A 17,706-nucleotide genomic window follows, 5' to 3' on the forward strand; every position below is an offset into this window, starting at 1 on the left:
TTATGTTAAATAATTATTTTGTTGCTATACTATAAACACAAATTTCGAAAAAGAATACTCTATGTTACAGCGTGGATTGTATACCTTGAAACAGATGTTTAAACATCGTAAAAAACTTTGCCGATTATCACAAGGATACCAGATTGATAGTATTGTAAACCTATCGACCAAGTTATTAAGGCAACAAGGAATTAATTATTTAGCATTAGACTTTGATGGTGTTTTAGCAAGTCATGGCAAGTCTGAAATGCATCCTGAGGTTATGATTTGGCTTAAGGATTTTGTTACTGAATTTCCCCAAGAGAGAATATTTATCCTCTCAAATAAACCAACTGAAGCTAGACTTAAGTATTTTAAGGTTAATTTTCCTAAGATTAGGTTTATTGCTGGGGTCGCAAAAAAACCATATCCAGATGGACTTAATAAAATCATCCAAGTAGTAGGTTGCCAAGCAAAAGAGTTAGCTCTTGTTGATGATAGATTGCTTACAGGCTGTCTAGCATGTTTAATTGCTGGTTGCTATCCAATACTTGTTACTAAGCCCTATATAGATACAGATAACTATACTAAAGAGGAAAAATTCTTTAAATTTTTGCGTTATATTGAGCAAAAGATCTTTCTATGAATTTTAATATCTAGTATTTTATTTGATTATTACTTAACATTATATTAGTAGTTTTAAATTTAAATTTATTTATGAAAAAAATATTCTAGTAGTAATTTTGCTATCACTGTGGTGCAATGCTTTTGCAAGCTATACATTTACACAGACATTTTTTAGTTCTTATGATCATTCAGTAGAGAATAATTTTGCCTATAAAAATGATGATTATCGTGATGATGCCAAAATAGAGAAGTATAATCAAAAATTTAGCAAAGATGACTCGGATAATTATAATTGTTCTTTTGATAGTTCTGGTCAAATAAGATGTGGTGATTACAAAATCAAAAATCCTAAATATGAAGATAAAGATGTAGCTAAAAAAATCAAAGCAAATTTTAAAAAACTTCAAGATGTTAAAAATATTAGTAAAGGTGATGATTTTAATTGTGCTCTAGATGATAAAGATGATGTATATTGCTGGGGTAGCAATAAAAGAGGTCAGCTAGGTAGTGAGACTGATAAGACTAAAATCAAAAAACCTTTAAGAGTTGATATTGATAGTAAAATTAACTTTAAAAAAGTATATACAAAAGCTCACTATGCTTGTGCTTTAGATGAAAATGGCTACGCGTATTGTTGGGGTGATGGTAGTAACGGTGAGGTTGGCAATGGTGAGAAAGGACATTTCACAACACCACAAAAAGTCAAGACAGATATTCAATTTATTAGACTAAGTATGGCTAGAACCTACACTTGCGGTGTAGCTAAACAAACCAACCAAGTCTACTGCTGGGGTAAAAGTAAAAAGGGTCAGGCTAATCTTGACTCTGCAGTACCTGTTAAGATATAAGCGATGATTCAAGATTCTAAACAATTTCTGACAAATTCTAAAAAAACAAAGATATTAGATGAGATTATTAATCAGTTTGAGAATTGTGAAGAATTTATCATAAGTGTTGCCTTTATTACTTTTAGTGGTATTGTATGTATCTTAGAGGTATTACGTCAGCTAAAAACTAAAGGAATAAAAGGTAAAATTCTTACAGGCTGTTATTTAAATTTTACCGAGCCAAAAGCGCTTGAGAAACTCCTCGAGTTTGATAATATTGAGTTAAAAGTTCTTAATAATGAAAACTTTCATGCTAAGGGTTTCTTTTTTCGTAATAAAGATAGTTGGCAAATAATTCTAGGTAGCTCAAATCTAACTCAATCGGCTCTTACAATTAATAATGAGTGGAATTTGCTTTTTAAGACAACTTTGAATGATGTGACTACACAGCAAATTCTTGCAGAGTTTGATTATCTTTTTTCTAAAGCAAAATATCCTAGAGATATCTTAGATGAGTATATTCAGGTATACCAGCGTACTAGTAGGTTTGTTAACATAGGGATTGATCGTATAAGCTCTATAATAAAGCCAAATAAAATTCAATATGAAGCACTTGAAAGTTTACAGCAGCTAAGAGATGGTGGCAAAAACAAGGCCTTAATAATAAGTGCTACTGGTACGGGTAAGACTTTTTTAAGTGCTTTTGATGTTGCAAGAGTTAAGCCAAAAAGATGTTTATTTATAGTGCATCGTACAAATATTGCTATAAAAGCAAAAGAGACTTTTGCTAAAGTTATTGGTGATAAAACTTTAGGTCTATATACAGGAGATAATAAAACTTCAGCAGAGTATTTATTTGCCACAGTACAAACACTTAAAAATCCAAAAGTTTTGACTAATTTTAAAAGCCAAGAATTTGAGTACATAATCATTGATGAAGTTCATCATGCCGAAGCTCAAAGCTACAAAAAAGTTTTGGCACACTTTGAACCAAAATTTTTGCTTGGAATGACAGCGACTCCAGAGCGAAGTGATACTGCTGATATATTTAAACTATTTGATTACAATATCGCTTATGAAATTAGACTTCATCAAGCCCTAGAGCAAGATTTATTATGTCCATTTCATTATTTTGCTGTTGAAGATTTGTATCTTGAGTCCGAAGAGATTTTAGCTAAAAATTTCGCTAAGTTAGTGAGTGATGCACGTGTTGAGCATATCGTCGAAAAGATCAACTTTTATGGTTATAGTGGTCAATCTAGGGCGGCATTAATGTTTGTCAGTAATGTGGATGAGGCAAAAGAGCTTGCTGCCAAGCTTAGTGATAAAGGTATAAAGGCTAAAGCTTTATCAAGTCAAGATTCTGAGCAAATACGCCAAACAACTATAGCACAGCTTGAGAGCGGCGAACTTGAGATTATTGTGACAGTTGATATCTTTAATGAAGGGGTTGATATCCCATGTATTAACCAAATTATCCTTTTAAGACCTACCCAAAGTGCTATAGTTTATATCCAACAGCTAGGAAGAGGCTTACGTAAATATAAGAATAAGAAATTTGTTATGATCCTTGATTTTATTGCAAACTATACAAATAATTTTCTTATTGCTATAGCTTTAAGTGGTGATAATAGTTATGATAAAGATGAGCTTAAAAAGTTTGTTGTATCTCCAAATAATTACCTAGCTGGCAAAAGTACCATTAGTTTTAGTAGTATTGCTAAAGAGATTATTTATAGGAATATCCAAAAAACAAATTTTTCACAGTTAAAAAATATCAAAAGAGACTATGTTCAACTTAAAAAAGAGCTGGGTAGAATTCCAAGCTTGGTCGATTTTCAGTGGTATAACTTTATCTCTCCAGAAGTTATTTTATCTACCAAGGATACTTACTATGATATTTTAAAAGCTTTTAAAGAAGACATTATTAATTTAGATATACGCCAGTATAATATCTTGAAGTTTCTCTCAAAAGAATTTACTCCAGCGAAAAGACTTTATGAAATATTGATATTAGAAGAGCTTTTAAAATTTAATTCTATGACTATATCTGAGCTTGAAACTTCAGTAAGAGCTAGTTTAGTTGACTTTGAAGAAGCTAGTTTTACTAATGCTTTATTACACCTTTCTTTACAGATATTTACTATTAACGCAGGTAGACAGGGTTATGAGCCATTAATATCCATTAATGCTCTAAAGGTTAGACTTTTGGTTGCTGATTTGATAGTCGAGAATAGCTTTTTGTACAATCAAATTATTGATTTAATAGCTTACAATAAGCTGATTTATGCTAAAAAATATCGTAAAAATAAATCTCATGGATTAGTAATGTATGCAAAATATACTAAAAAGGAAATTGCTCATGTGCTTAACCAAGATTATACAAATGGAGGCGTAAACCTTGCAGGATATAGAGCCTTTGGTAACAAAGCACTCTTATTTATGACATTTGATGAGTATAAAAAATTTGGTATATATGATAATAAATTTATCTCACAACAGGTTTTCTCATATTATTCTAAAACTGCAAAAACCCTTGATGATCCCTTAGAAAAAGCACTTGCTGAAAATAGCTATCAAAGCTATGTTTTTGCTAGAATAAATAAGCATGATAGTTATTTTTTTCTAGGTTTGATATCTAAATGTTTAGAAGCTAAAGAACTAAATACTAGCAAAAAACTTGTCAGCTATATTTTTGAGTTACAAAATCCAATTCCTAAAGAAATCTGGCAGTATTTTACAACAATCTATAAAAATAAAAATTGATGTTTAATTAAATGCTTTTTTATTTTTGTTTGTTATAATGGAAATTAGAAGGAAAAGTAAATAGGGAGATTCCTAATGGCGTATAATAAGGTTTTATTAGCGGTAAATGTCTACGAAAACGCTGATATTGTGATTAACTCAGCTGTAGATTTTGCTAAAAAGAATAATACTCAAGTTTTGAAAGTTGTCACAGTTATTGACTGTGTAGCTCCATTTGCACCGTCGATAGTTGATTTTCAGCATTCTATTGAGCGAGAGGCAAAAGAGGCTTTAGATAAGCTGGTAACTAAAATCTTAGGAATTAAAGTTGAGCAAGAGGTGCTTGTCGGTAACCCAGCAGCAGAAATAGTTGCTTATGCAGAAGAAAGTAACTGCGATGTTATCGTTTTAGGGTCTCACGCAACTCATGGTATTAATCTACTTTTAGGTTCTGTTGCTAATGCAGTGTTACATAAAGCTAAGTGTGATGTATTAACTGTAAGAGTTAACGATGATGAAAATGCAGATAGCAAAGCTCATAATTATAAAAGGCTGCTTGTACCAACAGATCTTGAAAATGACTCTTGTGTTGTTGTTAATAAAGCGAAAGATATTGCCAAGCTATATGGTGCAAAAATTGATACAGCTTTTGTGATACCAAATGATAGTATTTCATTAATGACTTATGAAACAGATAAAGTTGAAAGTGCACTTGATAAGTTTGCTGAGAAGAATGGTATAACTGGTGAAAAGTCTGTGATGATTGGTGGCATCTCAAATAGTTTATTAGAAAAAGCGGCAGAAAATAAAAATGATCTAATTGTTGTCGGCAGCCACAGAAGAGGCGCTATCGGTAGATTCTTTTTGGGTTCAACTGCAAACAGTATTTTGCATCAAGCAGATGTTGATGTTTTAGTTGTAAGGCTTAAATAAATAGTAATTTTTATTATTTACTATCAAAAATAAATTCTAAAAAAATATCCTAATATACTCTAAAAACTATATTTTGAGCAAAAATATATTTAAATAAAAATACAATATTTTGGGAATGATTTAACTATGAAAAAATTATTAGTACTTTTGGCAAGTTCTGCTGAATGGTATGAGTTTACCGTGTATTCATTTTGTGCTGGCTATATTGGCGCAGCATTTTTTCCTGGTGATCCATTTGTTAAGTTTTTAGCAGCTTTTGGAGCATTTGCGGCAGGGTTTTTAGCGCGTCCTTTAGGAGGTATAATATTTGGTTATATTGGTGATAAAAAAAGCCGTTCTACTGCTTTAGCATTAGCAGCATTTTTTATGGGAGTTCCTACTGTCGGTATGGCGTTGTTACCATCATATGAGACTATAGGCATTTTAGCTCCGTTATTACTTGTAGCATTTAGAATATTACAAGGTATCGCAATAGGTGGGCAATATAGTGGTTCGGTAGTTATCTTGGTAGAAGCCGAATCTACACTATACGCTAAGGCTAAGGCCGGGGTAAATGTAATTACTAGTGCTTTTGGTGGGATTTTATTAGCAATCGTGACCTTTCAGGTTACTAGGTATCTGATACCAGATGAAACTATGGCAAATGGTGGTTGGCGGATACTTTTTGGTATAGCAATTATACTGGTAGTGTTATCATTTTTTATTAAGCATACCGGTGAACAAAAAAAATCACACAAGTCTGATATTAGCTTAACAAAGATTATAATTAAAAATTATAAAAGCTTAGTTTATATGATTTTGTTGTGTTTTCCTGGTGCTGTCGTTGCGTATTTTCAGATCACGATTTTACCTAATATCATTAAGGAAATTCTCAAGCAAGTTGATGTTAATGTTGCAATACTTACAACCATTAGCATTATAATGTTTATCATTACATGTAATATTGCTGCAAGATTGACAAAGTACTTCAAAATAAAAACTATTACAGCTTTTGGTTTAGTTTTGATGATTGTATTATCGTTACCTATGTATGCCTTGTATAAGGTAAATAATGATTTATTGATAGTATTCTTTGTAGTTATGGGAGCAGTATTTGGTATATTCTATGGTAATATTATGGTGCTATTTACAGAATGCTTGCCAAGAGAAATTCGCTATACAGGTTTTGCTTTAGCTTATAATATAGGCTTTGGCATATTTGGTGGATTATTACCATTTTTATGTTTTTTCTTTGCAGAAGAAGTATCAGACTATATAGCTGTTGCGATGATATGTGTAAGTGGAATTGTTGGTTTAATAACACTATATAAGCTTGAACCAGAGAGTCTTAAAAATTCAATAATAAATACAAATGACATCGAGTAACTAATTATTTAGGTGCTATTTATGAATCATTACTTTTTAAACGAAAGTTGTTTTATCTACAGTGTTAGTGATAAATTGTCTTTAGAGGATAATCTTAAAATCTTAAATATTTATCAGTATTTTATTAAGGATAGTAGTTTTTGTCGTAAATATGCTATTTATGATATTGTTCCGGCATATAATTCGATTGCTTTTCACTTTAGTTATCAGTATATTTATGATTTAGAGAGAGCTATTTTAGCTAAAATTAGAAATATAAACCTTAGTGCTAGTATTAAGGCAAAAACTCATTATATTGATGTCAGTTATACTGGGATTGATTTGCAAAATGCCGCTGAAATACTTGGGCTAGATGTTACCGAGATTATAAAAAGGCATACTCAAGTTGAATACCATATTGCAATGCTAGGATTTAAGCCATATTTTCCATATTTGTTAGGCTTAGATCCAAGCTTAAGCTTACCGCGTTTGGCAACACCACGAAATAGAATCGCTGCAGGCTCAGTTGCAATTGGTGGCTCGCAAACTACAATTTTTCCAGAGCAGTCGCCAAGCGGATGGAATATTATTGGGATATCTGATTTCAAAGATTTTGCTAAATTTAGTCCTGGCGATAAAATAATTTTTAGGGAGAAATAATGCTTTTAATAAATTGTGATTTAGGAGAGCGGGGTGTTGCTCATGCTATTGATGATAGGCTTGTTGACTACATTGATATAGCAAATATAGCTTGTGGAGGTCATGCGGGAGATAAGGCAAGTGTTGATTACTATGTAAATCTTTGTAGAAGAAAAAATGTCAAGATTACCGCGCATATATCCTATCCAGATAAACAAAATTTTGGTAGAAAAGTGATTGATATTGACCATAGTGTTTTATGTGAATCTTTTGATCAACAATTTGCATTATTTGATGGTGAGATTAGGGCTATAAAACCACATGGAGCTTTATATAATCAGTTAAATGTTGATCAAGAACTAGCAAAAACTTTCATACAATGGTGTATTAAAAATAATATAGATGAATTGCTTGTTAGTCCTTTTGGTGTGGTCGCAGCATATGCTAAAGAAAAAGGCATAAAAACCATCAAAGAGAGCTTTGCAGAAAGAGGCTATATGCTTGATAATCATAATAATCCAATGCTAATACCACGAGGTCAGCCAAATGCTGAGATTGATGATGTGATATTAGCTGTAGAGCAATATAACCAGCTCAAACAAGGATTTATCAAAATTACTGGCGAGAAGATCACTTTTAAATCTCAAACTATATGTATACATTCAGATAGTAAGATAGCCTTAGAATTAGCACAAGAGTTGTATAAAAATAAAGGTTAAGTTTATGCAAGATATTCTCTCAACAAAAGGTGGTTTGATCTTTACTGTTTCACTACGCCAATATGGCTTGCAAGATAAAGGCATATCACCTCAAGGTGCCCAAGATCAGCTTAGTTTTACTACAGCTTATAATCTTATCGGTAAGCCTACTAATTTCGAAGCTATAGAGATGATCTACCCAGCAGAAATTACAGCTAATCAAGATGCTTTAGTTTGCTTATGTGGTGCAAGCTATGAGGATACTTATATAGATTCTCATACAAAAGTGAGCTACAATCAGGCTTTCTTACTTAACAAAAGACAGAAGTTAGAATTTAAGGGTATAAAAAAAGGTTTTCGGACACTTATTTTAGCAGTTAAAGCTGAGCCCCAAATGCAAAATTTAGTAGCTAAGACAAGATCATCACAACTTGCAAGTTATATAAGCGAGAATTACCGCAATAACCTAATAAGAGTGCTTAAAGGTCCAGAGTACAGTATCCTAAAAAATAAATCGTTTTTTGAAAATACTTGGACAATTTCAGCAAACTCTAGTCAGATGGGCTTATCATTAGATGGAGTTGCTCTTGATACACAAAAAATTGAAATGATCTCCCAGCCTGTAACAGATGGTACAATACAATTAGCTCCAAGTGGTCCAATAGTGTTGTTGCGACATCGTCAAACTGTTGGTGGGTATCCGCGTATAGCAAATGTTATAGAAGCTGATATTAATAAGCTATCACAATTTCCACCTAATACTAAAGTTAAGTTTAAACTAGTAAGTTTAGATGAGGCGATACAAGAAAATATTAGATTACAAAAACTTATCGAGTAAATATTTTTATTTTGAGTTATCTACTACTAGACCTGATTTAGGATCTAAAATCAGTTTTGGTGTTTTTTGGTTTTTATTAAAATCAAACATGTTTAAGATATTGTTTGAGTATTTATCATTACTATACTTACTAACTGAGCCAATACCCCAGTTATACTCTATAAACTTAAGTACAGATGCTTGATTAAGTAATGAATGATCAACATAGTTTGCTTTAGCATAAGGAGAAATAACAAGCATTGGTAATCTTGGACCATAACCCTGTCTTCCTTTGATATCGCTAAACTGTGATTTTGGACTGTAGACATGGTCATAATCACCATCAGAGTCATCATAAATAATTATAATTGCTGTACTATCCCAGTCTTTTGATTGTTGGATTCTATTAATAGTATTGACTAACCATTCTTGCTCATCTAGAGGGTTTGAGTAACCTCCATGACCATCTTGGTAGCCAGGAGCTTTTAAGTAACTTACAGCAGGCATATTGTTTTGATCAAGAGTCTTCCAGAATTCACTTATGTCGTACTGATGATTAGCTTGGTCATTACTACCTATATATTTTTCATCACTTGGTGCTAGATGATGAGGGTTTGACGTTTCTTCCCAGTAGTTAAAAGGCTCATGATGAGGTATATAGTCTCTTGATTTTACACCGAATTTATTAGTACTCATTGCATCACATATTGCTGTTTTACCAGAGTAGCTTGTTGGTTTGAATCCGCCTTGAAACCAACCCCAAGTAATACCTTTTTGAGTTAGATAGTGTCCAATATTATAACCATCAGTAATTTTTGCTACAGCTGTATTTGTATCACCAGATTTACTTGTACCATAAGAGCAATCATCGTAGTATGGGTTAGGATCATCAATGATATAACTATTTTCAATATTTTCTAAATTACCAGTTGGACTGATTGCCGGACCATTTGCACCAGCTATAAGGTTAAGCGCTCCAGGTGTTGAAGGACCAAAAGTTGTACCAAATGTATTATCATTTAGGGCAAAGTTTTGTGCGTAATTCCATAATGCTGTGACAGTGTTACCATCATAATATCCCATAACTTGGCCATCACAGTTTTGTTTATAGGTGCCATTATCATGACCACCATGTTCAACAAATTTGTTCATTAATCCACCATTAAAAGAAGAAATTTCTTGATGATACTCATGATTTTGTGAACAAGGTTGGAAATTTCTATCTAAGCGATAAGGGTTTTTTGTATTAGGATTGCTCTCTAATAATTGTTTTGTCAGACCATTAACATTTGGAGTATTTTCTTTGGCTACAAATTTTGGCTCGCCATCTGGATTTTTGGCATTAGGATACATCCCAAAGTATCTATCAAAAGAGTTATTCTCTTGAAATATTATAACTATGTGCTTTATTGGCGTAGTGGTTTTTAGGATATTTGCATTACTAAATAATTTTTGGAATATTTTTGCAAGAGTTCCATAATCATTTGGTTTGCTATTATTTATATCTGTGGCAAAAGTCGTTGCTGCTATACCTATACTTAAAATTCCTAAAGTAATTTTATTGAGTTTCATATGATACCTTTAGTTGTTAGATTCAAAGGAAATATTAGTAAGAAAATTAAATAAATTATTGCTAAAAAATTTTTTTTAAGAAAAAGATTTAAATATTTATATTTTTGCTCTAAAATATTTACTTTTTTATATAAAACATCAATATTTAAAATAAGAGGGTGATAATTATATTTTAGACTTCGGTGTAAAAGCAATATTTTTTTGGATATTTTTTTAAAAATGATTTCTTGTTGTTATTATCTATTTTTTTGTTATAAACTTTCAACTGTTGAATATATAAAATAAGTTAGTTAGGAGATTATATAAATGCTGCGTAAGCTGGTTAAAAAACTGATTCCAAGTCAAGATAAAATCTTTTTTGATTTAATGATAGAAGCAACAGAGGCTGTTGAAGACTCGGCTAGAATTCTTGATAAGCTAGTTAAAGAAGAAGATAATTTGACTATCTCTGAGTTATCAGAAGAGCTAAGATTAACAAGAACAGTAACAGTTGAAGTAGCTAATAAAATCGATCATGAGTTAGCGCGTTACTTTGTAACTCCTGTTGATAGAGTAGAGATACATAATATCACTATTTTGCTTTTAAAATTAAATCGAAGAATTGTTAAGATTCATCGATATATGCAAATTTTGATGGAAGAAGAGCGTGGCAATGTAAATATATACTTAGCTAATAGTGTTGAAACACTTCGCAAAATGACAAAAGTTTTAGATGATATGATGAAAGCTTTTGTCAATGGTGATAATAAAGAGCTTAAAAACCTTTATATAAGACTTACAGCCTTAGATGAGAATGTTCTAGAAGAATTAGGTCATGCGCTTAAGAAATTTTCTCATTATGAAGAAGGTGATGTAATTTTTATTATGAAAGTTAAAGATATATATAAGGCTATAGAAAATGCAATATCTACATGCACATCTATAGCAGAGTCTATTATGCGATTATATGTTAAAGAAGTTTAACTAACAAGGTAGATAAGATGATTACATCAGTGCTTATAGCCATTATTGTAATAGCATTGTTTTTTGAGTTTACAAATGGTTTTCATGATGCAGCAAATGTTGTTGCAACACCTATTGCAACTAAATCACTAACTCCTTATCAGGCAATAGCTTTAGCAGCATTTTTTAACTTTTTAGGAGCTTTCTTTGGTACAGCAGTTGCTGCAACAATATCAAAAGGACTTGTAGATACTAATGTGGTTACAGATATTGTTTTGATTTCTGCGCTACTTGGAGCGATAAGTTGGAATTTTTTTACTTGGAGCTTTGGGATTCCTTCAAGCTCATCACATGCTTTGATAGGTTCTCTAGTTGGTGCAGTGATTATTAGCTCAAGCTATCAGAATGTAAGCTATATGACGGTAGTTAATAAAGTTTTGATTCCAATGGTTACTTCACCTGTTGTGGCATTCTTTTTGGCATTGATAATATGCATAGTGCTACTAAATATTTTTATGCGATTTTTTAGGGTTAGAACTACAAATAAATACATAAGAGAAATGCAGGTATTATCTACTAGTTTACTATCTTTCTCTCACGGATCTAATGATGCTCAAAAAACAATGTCAATAATAACACTAGCTTTACTAAGTGCAGGACTTGTTAAGACTACTCAAGTTCCTGACTGGGTCATTATACTTTGTGGTGTTGCTATGGGATTAGGAACTTTGTCTGGCGGTAAAAAGATAATTAAAACGCTAAGTGCTAAGCTATCAAAACTAGAACCGGTCAATGCAGTTTCAGCAGAGTTAAGTTCTGGGATCTTAGTTTTAGGGGCTTCACATATTGGTTTACCAGTTAGTACGACTCAAGTTGCATCAGGTTCTATTATGGGTGCTGGTTATGCTGACGCTGGCGTAAACTGGAAAGTCGTCAAGAAAATGGCAATGGCTTGGATTCTGACTATTCCGGCATGTATAACTGTTACTAGTATAATATATATGGTTATTTTTAATATTTTTGGAAATTTCTAAAAGCTAGAAGAATATCAGTTATTACTAAAAGAAAAAAACTTAACATGAAAAAATTATCTTAATAATCTTCCTATTAATTATAGGTGTAATACTTAGCTTTGCTGGTTGGAAAGATGGAGGGTATTTATCTCAAGACCAACTTGTTAATACAATCGATTTAATCGGAGCGCCTCCAGCTACTGATTCTTTGGCTTTTGCTAATGACAAAGCTATATTAGAATCTACTTTTAGTATTGATAAAGACTCATATCGCTATCAACAGGCTATTTATCATGCAACTAATGATGATAGTATTATTATTGCAGATTTTAGTAAGGCTTTGGTCAAAAGATTAGCGAAAATGATACGCCAGCTATTTTCAAACTATTAAATAAAGCTACTATAGATGTAAATAATGCTAAAGATATTGCTAAAGACTTTTATAAGAGAAAAAGACCTTATGTATATTTTGATAGATAGCCTTGTGATTCTTCTGAAAATCCTAATAGTTATGCTTACCCTTCGGTACACTCAACAAGATCATGGACTTATGGATTAATTTTAGCCCAGCTGAAAAAAGTAGAGTCATTTGTGGTGTGCATTGGCTTAGTGATATTAAAGCTTCACAAACCGTAGCTATGAGTGAGTTTGCAGTATTACAATCAAATCAACAGTATAAGCAAGATTTTCATAATGCTCAAAAAGAGCTAAAATAATATTATCGACAAGTTATATTAACTTTAGTATGAATCAGAAATTCTCTGGATAAATCTTAATCCTTTGGGTTTAGGTTATAGCGGCATTTTTAGTTATTGATATAACATAACTACACCAAAGAGTAGTACGTCATTCTGTCAGGCTTGACCACGGAATCTACACAAACAATTTAGTTTTAAGCTATTTCAGTTAGTATTAGTACTACTTTTATACCTAATAGGTTATTACTATATTTTGAAAACTCTTTTATAAAAAAATTTCTCTTAGGATAGAAAAAGACTATAATTTAGCATACTCAAAAACCATCACTAACTTTAATGCAAACAAAAATAAATAAGCTTATGGTATCTATCCATTGGATTACAGTCATTCTTATAATTTTAGCTTTTGTCACAATAGAGTTCAGAAGTACTTTTGGTAAAGAGACATTATTCCATGATGTTATGAAGACGTCACATTTATATATAGGATTTTTAGTACTATTTTTGACTATTTTACGCTTGATTGTAAGAAAGTTTGTTGAATTCCCAATTATTGGTCAGAGACTTTGCTATAACAAATTTAGGGCGATAGTCGCTAAAATTGTCCATGGTTTTCTGTATGTTTGGTTAATAACTATGCCTATACTAGGTTGGTGTATAATAAGTGCAAAAGGAACTTACACAATTCCATTTGGTTTACCGTCAATTACGCCAGTTTTAGCAAAAGTTTACGTTGTCAAACTCAAGGATATCCATGAGATTTTTGCATATATTGGCGTAGCTGTGATATTTGTGCATGCGACGGTGGCTATTTCAGAATATTATATTTTAAGGTTAAGATCTAAGAAATAAATTGTTTTAAAGATATTGAACTTGTATTTTTTTGATACCGGATCTGACGATTTTTATAAGCTCTTCGGCATATTTAGAATGCTTATATACAAGTATTAAGTGCGGCTCTAATGGAAATTCTATTTCAAAGCCTTCTATTTTTACGATATTATCATTATCTTTTAGTACAGCATCATAGTAAAATTTTGGCATAAAGCCTATAGTGTTTTCACTTTTAAGTAGATTGGCTTTTTGAATTTCATTATCAACGGTAAACATAACTTTATCAAGATTGAGTTTGTAGTGCTTATCGCCATGTTTAAATTCGTTTATACCCAAAGAAAAGTCATATCTGTTAAAAACAAGTGGTGCTTCTAGTACTTTTTCAGGATTATGATGTAAATCTTTTACAAACTCTCTATTACCATATACATAAGCTGGTAGCTTAACTGCATCTACTGATGAACAGACTATCCAGTCATCAAGATCTATATGTTCAAGATGTTTATTAAATATTTGTATAACATTATAAGAATCGAACTGAAACTGACTACCATTAAGGTTGTCAACTTGGTAGCTATCAAGAGCAAAGTTAAAAGCATCATTATTTATTTGCTGTATTTGTGGTAAGGCTAGATCAATTATTATTTTGATAAATAATGGTGTACCAAGTATTTTTATCGATTGACGTTGTCTAAAACCACTTTGCTTTACATTATGGATTGTGTTTTCAAGGTCATTAAATATTTTATTACAAGAGTGAAAGTATTTCATACCATCACTAGTAGGTGATATACGATTCTGTACATTTCTTATAAGCTTAAGATCAAGATATTTTTCGAGTATCTCTATTTTATTTTTTATGGTGTTTAACTCTACATTATAGTATTTTTTCACTGAGCTATATGATCCTAACTCTACTAGCTTGAGAAAATAGCGAGTCGCTTCAATTATATCTTTATGAATAGCACTCATTGGATATGTCACTTTAGTACAGTTAGTTTATTACTGATTATAATAACATCACAGTATAATTTTCTAAAGAATTAAAAGAAACTAACAAAATTATTGATAGCTTCTCTTTCAGTGCGATAATTATTTACAGCCGCACTAGTATCTTCATAACCTATAGCTATACCACATAAAAGAATATAATCATCAAATCCTGTTAATTCTTTTTTAACTATATCTGGGTAATGACCTAAAGATGCTTGTGGACATGTTGCTAAGCCTAAATCAGTAGCAGCTAAAAGAATCGATTGTATCAGCATGCCACAGTCCATGTAGCCACTAATTCCAGTATTTGGGTCTTTAAAAATAAACATTGCAGTAGGCGAATTAAACGAAAGATAGTTCTTCTTCCATTGTTCAATACGCTGTTGCTTATCTTCTCTAGCTATACCTAGAGCATTATATAAATCATGTCCACACTTAATTGCGCGCTCTTTAAGCTTACCTTCTAAAATAACATCACCATTGTAATCATATTCCATTCGAGGTTTTTCATTATTATTACAAGCTGCTAGAATTTTATCCATTAGGTCTATTTTCTTTTGTCCACTAACTACAGCTATTTTCCATGGTTGAGTGTTTTTACTAGAAGGCGTCCACCTTGCAGCATCAAAGAGTTGTTGTAGCTTTTGTTGAGCAATCGGTTTATCTAAAAATTGCCTAACACATTTACGAGTTTTTAGTGCTTGTAGAGTTTGCATAATTTCACCAATTATAGTTTATTGTCTATGATTTGCTTCAACCTTCAAAATATATACTCTACTTTGTTTAGCTCCAAAAAGTCAAATTTTAACTAGCTAATCAACAATCTAAGCATAACTTAGGCCCATAAGTTGACAAAGAAAATACTTCTTTGTATATTTTATTTTTGCCTCTTTACAAATTTAATTTGATAAAGAGGATTATATATTGAAGTTTAAAAAGGAGGTAAATATGAATTTAGCACGAATATTTACAAAGAAAATTTCTTTATCTAAGACTCTTAGTGAGAGACCTCAGGGACTTAAATGCTTGATAAAGAATCATGCTGAAGAAAACAAAATTAAAAAATAATTTTTTATTCTAAAAGCTATATAATAGTTTCTAAACGCTCAAGGAGGATAAGAAAGTGTTTACGAAGAAATTAGCTTTTACTTATTTTATTACAGTTATATTAATTTTTAATTCTGGCTGGATTGATAGCGTAGTTTTATATAACTCTTTTGGTGCCAGTGTTGCAGTAATGTCTGGAAACTTAAGAATTCTAGGTCACAGTATAGCTGGCTCAGATTGGATCTTTATGTATAAAGTAGCAATACTTATAGTTGGGTTTGTTGTTGGAGCGGCTATAAATGGTGTTATTATGAAAACTGATACTTATGTAATATCAGAAGATCATACTAAAACATTAGTTTTACAAAGTGCCGTAATGCTTACAGGTACTTTGCTTATAGATATTTTTAATAACCATCGTGTTATTGATGATTTATTTTTAGCAATCGCTATGGGGATGCAAAATAGTTTTACCACGTTATTTTTTGGAGGTTTTGCTCGAACAACACATATGACAGGAACTACTACTGATTTGGGCATTGAGATAGGCAGGGTTCTACGTGGTAATATGGATAATCTTTGGAAGATACCTTTTTTTATCACATGTATGACAATGTTTGTAATAGGTAATGCTGTGGGCGTCATTTGGGTTCAGATTACGGGAGAGTATTTTACATTAATGCTGTTCCCTTCGGTGATACTACCTATTTTTGTTGGTATTGTAATTTTATTGACTTACAATATGAAAGTTAAGAATCACAGTCTTTAATTTAAAGTTGGTAATAAATCAAAAGAGCTCATAATTTGTAAAATAATAATTAAAATCGCAATAAATATTATAAATATCGCTATAGCAGATGTGCTAACCAAGGCTTTTTGCTTACGGTAGTTAATAACCCATAGCATCATAACTGGTAGCGCAACCTGAAGTATAGCAACAAAAATACTGGCGTAGCCTAAAGCTGTTTTAAAACCATTAGGATAAGCTATAGCATAAATATATGCTGGCAAGAAAGTTATTATAAAAGCAAGTATTTTATGTTTGTGTATATTTTCTGATATTTTATAAGTGCTGCGATTAAAATCAAATAGTCCTAGAGCTACTCCTAGAAAAGATGTTGCTAAAGCAAAAAAACCAAATAAAAAAGATATTGTTGAGATATAGCCAGAACTAGTACTAAAGTGATTGATTATCACTGAGGTTATTTCACCAGAATGCTTACCTAGTATGCCAGTTGGTGTTGCAACAGGAAGTGAACCAAGAGTAGCAAAAATCCATAATAGATAAACGATCAATGGTATTGAGCTGCCTATTATAATAGCCTGGCGTAAAGATCTTTTATTTGATCCTACATAGGTTCTAAGCGTAGGAATTATATGATGAAAACCAAATGAAGTTAGTAGTATTGGAAACGCTGCCCAAATAAAATTTGGATTTTTAATTTGATAGCTAAGATGATCTAGAGAAATATGAGGTATAAGTACAGCAATTAATAATAAAAATGCTAAAAGTTTACCAGAAAACATAATTTTATTAATATGATCAACAATCCTAGTACTGATATATATAAAAATTCCAAGGATAAGGATAAAGATAATACCTGTAGTTTTTTCTGATAAGGTAATCCCAAGACTCTCAAGAGTTGTTGAGATGAGTGAGCCACCACCAACAGTATAAGCAGCTACAAGTGAATAAAGTAGTAGCACATAGCAAATCCAAACAATACCAACGCCAATTGGACCAAGAGTTTGACTTGTCATTTCGACAAAATTAGCACCATCATCCATCTTCAAATTAACTTCTGCTAAAACTAAAGCCGTGAAAGTCATTAATCCCCAAATACAAATAATTAGTATAGAGCCAATCAAAAAGCCACAACTAGCTACAGTAGCGGGAATTGCCAACATTCCAGCACCAATACAAGTGCCAGATATAATCATCGCCGCACCAAATTTTCTTGATAAAATCATATTAATTTGTGTTAAAGTTGGAGTTTA

The 17,706-nt window shown here is 31.6% G+C and carries 18 protein-coding genes; 14 read left to right on the forward strand and 4 right to left on the reverse strand.

Going from position 1 to position 17,706, the window contains the following annotated elements; genetic code table 11:
* Nucleotides 1-61 precede the first annotated feature (61 nt).
* The 8 genes from FSC454_RS00295 (at nucleotide 62) to FSC454_RS00330 (ending at nucleotide 8,630) form a co-directional block, all read left to right on the forward strand.
* Nucleotides 62-625 carry a YqeG family HAD IIIA-type phosphatase gene (locus FSC454_RS00295; RefSeq protein ID WP_066045141.1) on the forward strand — a complete coding sequence of 188 codons (564 nt, stop codon included), beginning with the start codon at nucleotides 62-64 and terminating at the stop codon, nucleotides 623-625.
* Nucleotides 626-722: 97 nt separating this feature from the next.
* Complete coding sequence (locus FSC454_RS00300; RefSeq protein WP_244148260.1) at nucleotides 723-1,454, forward strand: RCC1 domain-containing protein; 732 nt, start codon at nucleotides 723-725, stop codon at nucleotides 1,452-1,454.
* A gap of 3 nt (nucleotides 1,455-1,457) precedes the next feature.
* The gene (locus FSC454_RS00305) at nucleotides 1,458-4,199 is read left to right on the forward strand and encodes a DEAD/DEAH box helicase (protein ID WP_066045137.1); all 2,742 of its coding nucleotides are present in this window, start codon (nucleotides 1,458-1,460) and stop codon (nucleotides 4,197-4,199) included.
* Nucleotides 4,200-4,274: 75 nt separating this feature from the next.
* Nucleotides 4,275-5,111, forward strand: coding sequence for a universal stress protein (locus FSC454_RS00310; RefSeq protein ID WP_066045135.1), 837 nt, complete (start codon nucleotides 4,275-4,277; stop codon nucleotides 5,109-5,111).
* A gap of 126 nt (nucleotides 5,112-5,237) precedes the next feature.
* Nucleotides 5,238-6,476: an MFS transporter gene (locus FSC454_RS00315; RefSeq protein WP_071794749.1), complete on the forward strand. Its 1,239-nt coding sequence runs from the start codon at nucleotides 5,238-5,240 to the stop codon at nucleotides 6,474-6,476.
* Nucleotides 6,477-6,497: 21 nt separating this feature from the next.
* Complete coding sequence (locus FSC454_RS00320) at nucleotides 6,498-7,115, forward strand: 5-oxoprolinase subunit B family protein (protein ID WP_066045133.1); 618 nt, start codon at nucleotides 6,498-6,500, stop codon at nucleotides 7,113-7,115.
* Nucleotides 7,115-7,813 carry a 5-oxoprolinase subunit PxpA gene (locus tag FSC454_RS00325; protein ID WP_014547405.1) on the forward strand — a complete coding sequence of 233 codons (699 nt, stop codon included), beginning with the start codon at nucleotides 7,115-7,117 and terminating at the stop codon, nucleotides 7,811-7,813. The genes FSC454_RS00320 and FSC454_RS00325 overlap by 1 nt, the downstream gene beginning before the upstream one ends.
* Before the next feature lie 4 nt (nucleotides 7,814-7,817).
* On the forward strand, nucleotides 7,818-8,630 hold the full coding sequence (locus FSC454_RS00330) for a 5-oxoprolinase subunit C family protein (protein WP_066045131.1): 813 nt from the start codon (nucleotides 7,818-7,820) through the stop codon (nucleotides 8,628-8,630).
* A gap of 6 nt (nucleotides 8,631-8,636) precedes the next feature.
* Here the strand turns inward: FSC454_RS00330 and FSC454_RS00335 are convergent, their stop codons facing one another.
* Entirely contained in the window at nucleotides 8,637-10,181 is a 1,545-nt protein-coding gene (locus FSC454_RS00335; protein WP_071794750.1) for an alkaline phosphatase family protein, read from the reverse strand.
* Nucleotides 10,182-10,487: 306 nt separating this feature from the next.
* On the opposite strand from FSC454_RS00335, the gene FSC454_RS00340 reads away from it, so the two are divergent.
* The 5 genes from FSC454_RS00340 (at nucleotide 10,488) to FSC454_RS00355 (ending at nucleotide 13,686) form a co-directional block, all read left to right on the forward strand.
* Nucleotides 10,488-11,144: a hypothetical protein gene (locus FSC454_RS00340; RefSeq protein WP_014547409.1), complete on the forward strand. Its 657-nt coding sequence runs from the start codon at nucleotides 10,488-10,490 to the stop codon at nucleotides 11,142-11,144.
* 17 nt (nucleotides 11,145-11,161) lie between these two features.
* Complete coding sequence (locus tag FSC454_RS00345) at nucleotides 11,162-12,157, forward strand: inorganic phosphate transporter (protein WP_014547410.1); 996 nt, start codon at nucleotides 11,162-11,164, stop codon at nucleotides 12,155-12,157.
* Between the two features lie 187 nt (nucleotides 12,158-12,344).
* Entirely contained in the window at nucleotides 12,345-12,527 is a 183-nt protein-coding gene (locus FSC454_RS09600; RefSeq protein ID WP_066045126.1) for a hypothetical protein, read from the forward strand.
* 151 nt (nucleotides 12,528-12,678) lie between these two features.
* Entirely contained in the window at nucleotides 12,679-12,852 is a 174-nt protein-coding gene (locus FSC454_RS09605; protein WP_156470852.1) for a hypothetical protein, read from the forward strand.
* 318 nt (nucleotides 12,853-13,170) lie between these two features.
* Nucleotides 13,171-13,686 (forward strand): cytochrome b, encoded by a 516-nt coding sequence (locus FSC454_RS00355; RefSeq protein ID WP_071794751.1) that lies wholly within the window; start codon nucleotides 13,171-13,173, stop codon nucleotides 13,684-13,686.
* A gap of 6 nt (nucleotides 13,687-13,692) precedes the next feature.
* On the opposite strand, the gene FSC454_RS00360 is transcribed toward FSC454_RS00355, so the two are convergent.
* Together FSC454_RS00360 and FSC454_RS00365 are read right to left on the reverse strand one after the other, a co-directional pair.
* Nucleotides 13,693-14,640, reverse strand: a complete 948-nt coding sequence (locus tag FSC454_RS00360; RefSeq protein WP_066045124.1) for a LysR family transcriptional regulator — start codon at nucleotides 14,638-14,640, stop codon at nucleotides 13,693-13,695.
* A gap of 71 nt (nucleotides 14,641-14,711) precedes the next feature.
* Complete coding sequence (locus FSC454_RS00365; protein WP_066045122.1) at nucleotides 14,712-15,377, reverse strand: nitroreductase; 666 nt, start codon at nucleotides 15,375-15,377, stop codon at nucleotides 14,712-14,714.
* A 407-nt stretch (nucleotides 15,378-15,784) separates the two neighbouring features.
* Between FSC454_RS00365 and FSC454_RS00370 the strand changes: the two genes are divergently transcribed.
* Nucleotides 15,785-16,477 (forward strand): YoaK family protein, encoded by a 693-nt coding sequence (locus tag FSC454_RS00370; protein WP_066045119.1) that lies wholly within the window; start codon nucleotides 15,785-15,787, stop codon nucleotides 16,475-16,477.
* On the opposite strand, the gene FSC454_RS00375 is transcribed toward FSC454_RS00370, so the two are convergent.
* Nucleotides 16,474-17,679: an amino acid permease gene (locus FSC454_RS00375; protein ID WP_066045117.1), complete on the reverse strand. Its 1,206-nt coding sequence runs from the start codon at nucleotides 17,677-17,679 to the stop codon at nucleotides 16,474-16,476. The two genes, FSC454_RS00370 and FSC454_RS00375, sit on opposite strands and share 4 nt — an antisense overlap.
* Nucleotides 17,680-17,706 lie beyond the last annotated feature (27 nt).

Source organism: Francisella hispaniensis FSC454 (assembly GCF_001885235.1).
In the GTDB taxonomy this organism is placed as follows: domain Bacteria; phylum Pseudomonadota; class Gammaproteobacteria; order Francisellales; family Francisellaceae; genus Francisella; species Francisella hispaniensis.